The sequence below is a fragment of the Lentzea miocenica genome (assembly GCF_033949945.1).
GTDB lineage: Bacteria > Actinomycetota > Actinomycetes > Mycobacteriales > Pseudonocardiaceae > Lentzea > Lentzea miocenica.
Genome location: NZ_JAXAVW010000079.1, coordinates 1 through 5,996 on the forward strand (window position 1 = coordinate 1; position 5,996 = coordinate 5,996).

The following is a 5,996-nucleotide window of genomic DNA, read 5'->3' on the forward strand; positions in this document are numbered from 1 at the left end:
CTAGGCGCGGACAAAGTCCGTCGAACGTTCACCACGGCGGACGGCCTGCCGGGGCAGATAAACCCTCGGAGGTGGCGGTTGCGCGTGGGAGTCGGAAGGCGGCGACACCGGATCGTTCGCCAGGCGCCAGTCGGGGTAGTTGCGCTCCAAATAGCGGTTCACTGCACGATAAATATCGGTGTTATCAACCCATGTCTTATCAAGCTCATCACGCGCGATGACCGGGAACTCTCGGCTGACGTTGAAGTCGCCTCGAATTACTTCCTGAAAAGTATTCGGCTGAGTCCACCTGAAGCTGATATTCAGATCCCTCACGAAGACATAGGAAACAACCCCGGCCATCTTGTGCCTCCTAAGTTCAATCGCAAACGCCAAATCGGCGCTGGGCTGTGCCCCTGAGGGGACTCGAACCACCACTGAGACTCTTTTAAGGAGCCTGCCTCTTCCAATTGGGCTACAGGGACCGGGTGGTGCGCCTGACCGGGGATAGAGTCGGTCAGGCGCACCGGCTAAACGGTCGGGCTGTTAAGCAACGGCGCGGCTGTCGCGCTCCAGCGCTTCCGCGTCGTCGAAGTCGCCGCAGTCGCGCATCAGCTTCTTGACGACATGCAGGTGCGGCCCGACGCCGGTCCACACCCCTGCGCCCTGACCGCCCTGCGGGTTCGTCGTGCACACGTTCGGACGCATCTCGCCGTCATCGCCGTCTCCGCGGGTCACGCCGACCAGGACCTCACGGCCGTGCTGTTCCTCGACCTGCGGCCCACCGGAATCTCCGACGCAGGCCTGCTTGTTCTGGCCGTCGCGGCTGACCGTGCAGATCTCCGACTTCGGATCGAACCACCCGCACTTGCTGGCCAGCGTCACGACGGTGGCCAGCTCCTGCAAGTTCACCGGGTTCTTCCAACAGGCCGGATCGTCAGGGTTGCTGTCGCAATCCTTGCCCCAGCCAAGAATCCGCGTCGGCGTGCCCGCCTTGGGCAAACCGCGCGAGAGCGCCACCGGCTTGTTCCACACCGGTCGGTCCAGCTGAATCACGGCGATGTCGTTGTGATCCCCTTCCGGGATCCACTCCGGGTGCGCCTTCGTCTTCTTCACGCCGACCAGAACGCCGCCCTTGGTGCGATCGAGCGAGCCGATCCGCACCTTGGTCTCGCCCGGCTTGACCGCGACGAGACAGTGCGCCGCAGTCAGCACCCACTGCGGCCTGATCAGCTCACCGCCGCAACGGTGCCGGTCGCCGAGCTGGATGCTCGCCATCCACGACCGTGCCCGCTTCGCGTCGTCTCCGCCGATGATGAACGGCGACACATCGTCACCGCTCTGACCAACGGGCGCGGCTGCGACGGAAGCAGCAGACGGAATCAGCACCGCCATGCTGGCTGCGAGCACGGCGAAGACACGCCTGAAACTGGTTCTCAAGACGAAAAACCTTCTTCAGTAGTTGGTTACTTTTCTTTCGCCCCGGACGGATCGTCCGGGGAGTCTGAGAGAGCGGAGTCCCCGACGAGTTCGGGGAACGCCCCGTTCGAGATCTCGCGGTACAGGCCGACCGGAAGGTGGTGGCCCTGCCGGGCGATCAGCCACAGGTGACCCGCTGCGGCCAGCAGGGTCAACGCACCAAGCCAGCTCAGTACCACCGGTGCCGCGGGCCAGAGGAACGATCCTGTGTCGACAAGCCCGAGCACGAGCAGAACAGTTCCCAGCGGGATCGCAACCGAGTGCCGGCGAAGCCACAACTCCCAGGACTGGAACGTCGGGCTGTCCGCACGCAACCGGTCGCTGATGATCCGCCGATCTGGTTCGTCAGCCGCGGCGCTCGACTGGAGAAACCGCTCGACGTAGATCGCGGTCGTGACCGCGGCCATGTCACGGTCCTTGCCCACGGAGCCGCTCATGCGATCGCCAAGCTGTTCACCAGCGAGGTGAGCATCACGTCAGAAAACGTGAAGGTCACCTCCACGTCGTTGCCGACCACCTTGGCGAATCCGGCGTCACACCATGCTTGCCCCAGAACGTTCGGAACATCGACGACGCCCTTGCCCAGCATCGGGTGACCGCCCGTCCCCTCAACCCTCATGACCACCGTCCGGTTGGCTGCTGCCTGAAGTGTGGATAGACGGCGGGGTCGAAAGTCCGGGGCCTTCCGGCCCCGCCGTCACCTCGAAACGGCCAATCGACGGAGCGCTTTTGCTGGCACCGCTCGGAACATCGTCAGCCGTATGAAACCCCGGAGCCGCGCTGTCCGGGGGCCTGGAGTGGTTCGGTTCAAGAGCTTGCAGCGCTCGCAGCGCAGTTTTGACCTCGCGAAGGTCGGACATGCCGATGCTGAGCGGAACGGCGGGAGGTTGGCTTGTGCTCACCGCGGACAGCACGAACACGTCCCCGCCAACGTCGCGAAGCGCTTGGTACTGCGCTGGTGTGATCTGATCCAGGTCAGGGATCAGCACCTTCTTGATGGTCGGGAAGCGTGCCATCTGGTAGACGAGGCCACTGAACCCGACGAACCCCCACAGGTCTTCGGGACCGGGCTGTCCGGGGTCCGCGAACAGGCCGAAGAACTGGAGACTGTTCGACTCGCAGAACCGAATCATCCGAAGCGTCAACAGCTCAAGCTCGTCGTGATCCTTGAATCGTGCATAGCCGATTGCCTTTGGCTGCAACGGGTTGCCGGCATTTGCCGGGATCGGTTGCGGCATCATCGCGATCACGCTCCAGTCTCTCGGAAGCCCGCCGGTTCGTTCGGGACCACGAACACCTCTCGCTTGAGGCTGGTGATCCACTGCAACCGGAGGGCTTGAACCGTCTTGTTCGGCGAGAGATGCGCCAGCTCGGGCATCACCACCCCGTAGACCGGCTCCAGCTCCAGCGCGCACGTCAGCTCCAGGAACGAGCCACAGGGAGCGATCTCGTCCGACTGGCACGGGTCCTCGATGATGCGAACGAGGTCGATGTTCATGCGCTGGCAGAACCCTTGGATGCTGCGCCGCTCCAACGCCAACTGGTACGGGTCGAAGGCACGCACATAGCCGTAGACCCGTTGTCGGGCGCTGCATGGCACGCGGCCCGGCTCGCCGAAATGGATTCCACTCGTCATGACGGCACCGCTTCGGAGTCGCGGGTTGCGCAGCTCATCTGTGCACATGCCGCCTGACTGAGTCGAGTGGGGACGCGAGACATGCCAATGACCGTGCACCCGGCGTGGCCTGCTGGGAACCCCAGCGAGCTGATCTTTCTGGGGGCAGATTGGGGGCAGATTGGACAGTGTCGCGGAATTCCCAAAGAGCCTGCTGCGGTGCGAAACTGCGGAAGACGGTAGGGAGGCACGGCCTTGGGTGGACCAAACCGCGAGTTCGAGCAGGCTCGTCTGCGCACTGAGTCGCCGAACGCCACCGGTGTGCCGCTCTCACGCCAGGAGTTGGCCGAGATGGTCAACGCATGGATCTACGCCAACACTTCACTCAAACGGGTGGGCAAGCTTGACGCGCGGTATATCGGCAAGCTAGAGCGGGGCGATGTTCGGTGGCCCGGACAGTACTATCGAGATGGGCTGCGTGCTGTCCTGCGGGTCAATGCCGATGCTGATCTCGGATTCCGGCCCCCAGATAGAAGCAGCCCGCGCGGCGAACTCGTTTTGCCTGCTGGCTTGCCTCACGGTGCAGGCGTAGTTCCGTTTGGCGGGCGTTCGGCGAGCAGCTACCTTGCCCAAGTTGCACCAACAGAAGTGCCCTCGGTAATAGGTCCAGAGGACATCGCTGGGGTGCGTACTGCTGCTGATCTGTTTAGGAACTGGGACGCCGAATACGGGGGCAACTTCGCGCGTGTTTCGGTTGTTGCACAGCTTCAATATGCCGCCCAGTTGCATGATGTCAAATGTCCGCCCAACTTGAAGAGGGCTCTTTACTCCGCGGTTGGACGGCTCGGCCAGGCTGCCGCGTTCATGGCATTCGATGCTCAAGCGAATGACGACGCGCTTAGAATGTTCTGCTTTGCGCTGGCGCAGGCTGAGGAAGGTGCGGATTGGCATTTGCGGGCAAACATTCTGTCGTCGATGGCCCGCCAATCGTTCTGGATGAACGATCCTGACCGTGGTCTGACCTATATTGAACTGGCAATGGTCAGGTCGGATCGGCTTTCTCATACCGAGCGCGCAATGCTCGCGGCAGTGCGCGCTCGTGCGCTAGCGCAGTTGGGCCGCGTCGAAGAAGCGGTGGCGGCAGTCGGTCAAGCGGATGAGGAATTTAGTCTATCGAACCCTGCTGATTCCATGTATGCCGCCTACTACGATGCTGCTGAGCATGCCGGCGAGACCGGCCATGCATTGTCGGATCTGGCACTTCGTGGAAAGTTCATCAGTGCCGCAACGGACCGTCTTAGGTTCGCTATCGAGAGCCACGGAGATGAGTACGCGCGTGCACGGGCGTTTTGCCAGATTCGCCTAGCGTCCCAGTTGATGGTGACCGGTGATCCACGGGAGGCTGCGGCGCTTGGGGGCAGCGCAACGTCGGCAGCTGCCAAGATCCGCTCAAACCGCGTGATCAAGAACCTTCGTGAGTTGCAGCAGTTCGCAGCCGGGCACCATGCCATCCCGGAGGCTGCTGAGCTGCATCGAAAGATCGGCGCTGTAGTGTCGACCTAGTGAACGCAGATCACCTCCACGCGGTGCTCAACGATGCGGTGTCTCGGGCTGGCCTAACTTCGGATAGGCCTGCGGCGATCAGGATTGGCGAGAACGCGATTTTTCGGTTGCGACCGGGGGTAGTGGCGCGCATTTCGCGACAGGGGCAACTAGAAACTGCCCGCAAGGAAGTTGCCGTCGCGCGTTGGCTGCAAAAGGAAAGTGTGCAGGCAGTTCGAGTTCTGGGTGAAATTCAGCAGCCCATCTCTGTGTGCGGCCATGCGGTAACCTTCTGGCATGAGCTGCCTCCGCATGAGAACGGTTCGCGGGTAGAACTTGCCGCCTCGCTTCGGTCGCTACACCAGCTTCCGGTGCCAAGGGAGTTTGAACTCCCACTCTTAGCGCCGTTTGAGGGGCTTGCGGAACGCATTGAGAGTGCGGCAACGTTTTCGGATGCTGAGCGGCAATGGCTTCGTCGTCATCTTGATGACCTTCGTGCCGAATATGATCGACTCCCTCAAGGTAAGCCCCATTCTGTGCTGCATGGTGACGCATGGCCAGGCAACATAGTTCGGTCCACCGGTGACGGTGAGATACTTGTTATCGATCTTGAGCGCTTCTCGGTTGGGCCGCCTGAATGGGATCTGCTTCATACTGCGATCAGCTACGCTACGGTGGGCAAGCTTTCGCATGTCGAATATGCCGAGTTCGTTGATGTCTATGGACTTGATGTACTGGACTGGTCGGGTTACCCGACCCTTCGTGATATTCGCGAGCTTCGGTTGACCTTGTTCGCTGCGCAGATGGCTGCGGAGAACTCCCAAAGCACTGGCCAGGCGTCACATAGGCTCGCTTGTCTCAAGGGCGAGCTGGGTGAGCGGCCTTGGAAGGGCTGGGAGGCTGTGCCGTGACCATCTGGGCTTCGACATGTGCCGCAGCCTGAGGTCTCGTCGATGGTCTGATGAGACGCCGAAGCGCCTCCGGCCGTGGCCGGAGGCGCTCCCGCTAGCAGACGATCAAGCTTCAACCGTGCTGACTTGGTGCTGACTTTGCCCCTGCTCGACCCCGTCTGACCAGGTAGGGGGCGTTGTCGTGGAGTTCCGCTTCAACGTCTGACGACGAAGCATGTTCCAGAGCTTTCACTGAACAGGCTGTCGAGATCGATGGTGATGGGGAACGGCACGGTTAGCTGGAGAGTGCCGCGGAAGATGCCGACCGGTGCGTAGGCGCCGGTCGGTTCGTCCAGCTCGTAGATGTGCGCGACGGGCTGGTCGACCTCTTCTTCGATCAGCCAGTAGTGGCGGATGCCCGCCTCGGCGTACTTGCGGAGTTTGACGGTCCGATCGCGATGCGCAGACTCTGGCGAGACGACCTCTACGAC

The 5,996-nt window shown here is 62.0% G+C and carries 9 protein-coding genes and 1 tRNA gene; 2 read left to right on the forward strand and 8 right to left on the reverse strand.

Features of this window, described 5'->3' with window-relative positions:
- From SK803_RS46155 to SK803_RS46185, 7 genes are all read right to left on the reverse strand, one after another.
- Positions 1-342: a hypothetical protein gene (locus SK803_RS46155; protein WP_319972610.1), complete on the reverse strand. Its 342-nt coding sequence runs from the start codon at positions 340-342 to the stop codon at positions 1-3.
- Between the two features lie 48 nt (positions 343-390).
- A tRNA-Leu gene (locus tag SK803_RS46160) sits at positions 391-464 on the reverse strand.
- Between the two features lie 61 nt (positions 465-525).
- A complete protein-coding gene (locus SK803_RS46165) occupies positions 526-1,419 on the reverse strand; it encodes a S1 family peptidase (protein ID WP_319972611.1) in 894 nt (297 codons plus the stop codon).
- 26 nt (positions 1,420-1,445) lie between these two features.
- Positions 1,446-1,895, reverse strand: a complete 450-nt coding sequence (locus SK803_RS46170; RefSeq protein ID WP_319972612.1) for a hypothetical protein — start codon at positions 1,893-1,895, stop codon at positions 1,446-1,448.
- Complete coding sequence (locus SK803_RS46175; protein ID WP_319972613.1) at positions 1,892-2,047, reverse strand: hypothetical protein; 156 nt, start codon at positions 2,045-2,047, stop codon at positions 1,892-1,894. Before SK803_RS46175 ends, SK803_RS46170 begins: the two co-directional genes overlap by 4 nt.
- Before the next feature lie 19 nt (positions 2,048-2,066).
- Positions 2,067-2,708: a hypothetical protein gene (locus SK803_RS46180; protein WP_319972614.1), complete on the reverse strand. Its 642-nt coding sequence runs from the start codon at positions 2,706-2,708 to the stop codon at positions 2,067-2,069.
- Positions 2,705-3,094 (reverse strand): hypothetical protein, encoded by a 390-nt coding sequence (locus tag SK803_RS46185; RefSeq protein ID WP_319972615.1) that lies wholly within the window; start codon positions 3,092-3,094, stop codon positions 2,705-2,707. Before SK803_RS46185 ends, SK803_RS46180 begins: the two co-directional genes overlap by 4 nt.
- Before the next feature lie 330 nt (positions 3,095-3,424).
- On the opposite strand from SK803_RS46185, the gene SK803_RS46190 reads away from it, so the two are divergent.
- Together SK803_RS46190 and SK803_RS46195 are read left to right on the forward strand one after the other, a co-directional pair.
- Positions 3,425-4,636: an XRE family transcriptional regulator gene (locus tag SK803_RS46190; protein WP_319972616.1), complete on the forward strand. Its 1,212-nt coding sequence runs from the start codon at positions 3,425-3,427 to the stop codon at positions 4,634-4,636.
- Positions 4,636-5,526, forward strand: coding sequence for a phosphotransferase family protein (locus tag SK803_RS46195; RefSeq protein ID WP_319972617.1), 891 nt, complete (start codon positions 4,636-4,638; stop codon positions 5,524-5,526). The genes SK803_RS46190 and SK803_RS46195 overlap by 1 nt, the downstream gene beginning before the upstream one ends.
- A 194-nt stretch (positions 5,527-5,720) precedes the next feature.
- On the opposite strand, the gene SK803_RS46200 is transcribed toward SK803_RS46195, so the two are convergent.
- Positions 5,721-5,996, reverse strand: a 276-nt coding sequence (locus SK803_RS46200) for a Uma2 family endonuclease (protein WP_319972618.1), incomplete at its 5' end; no start/stop codon positions are given.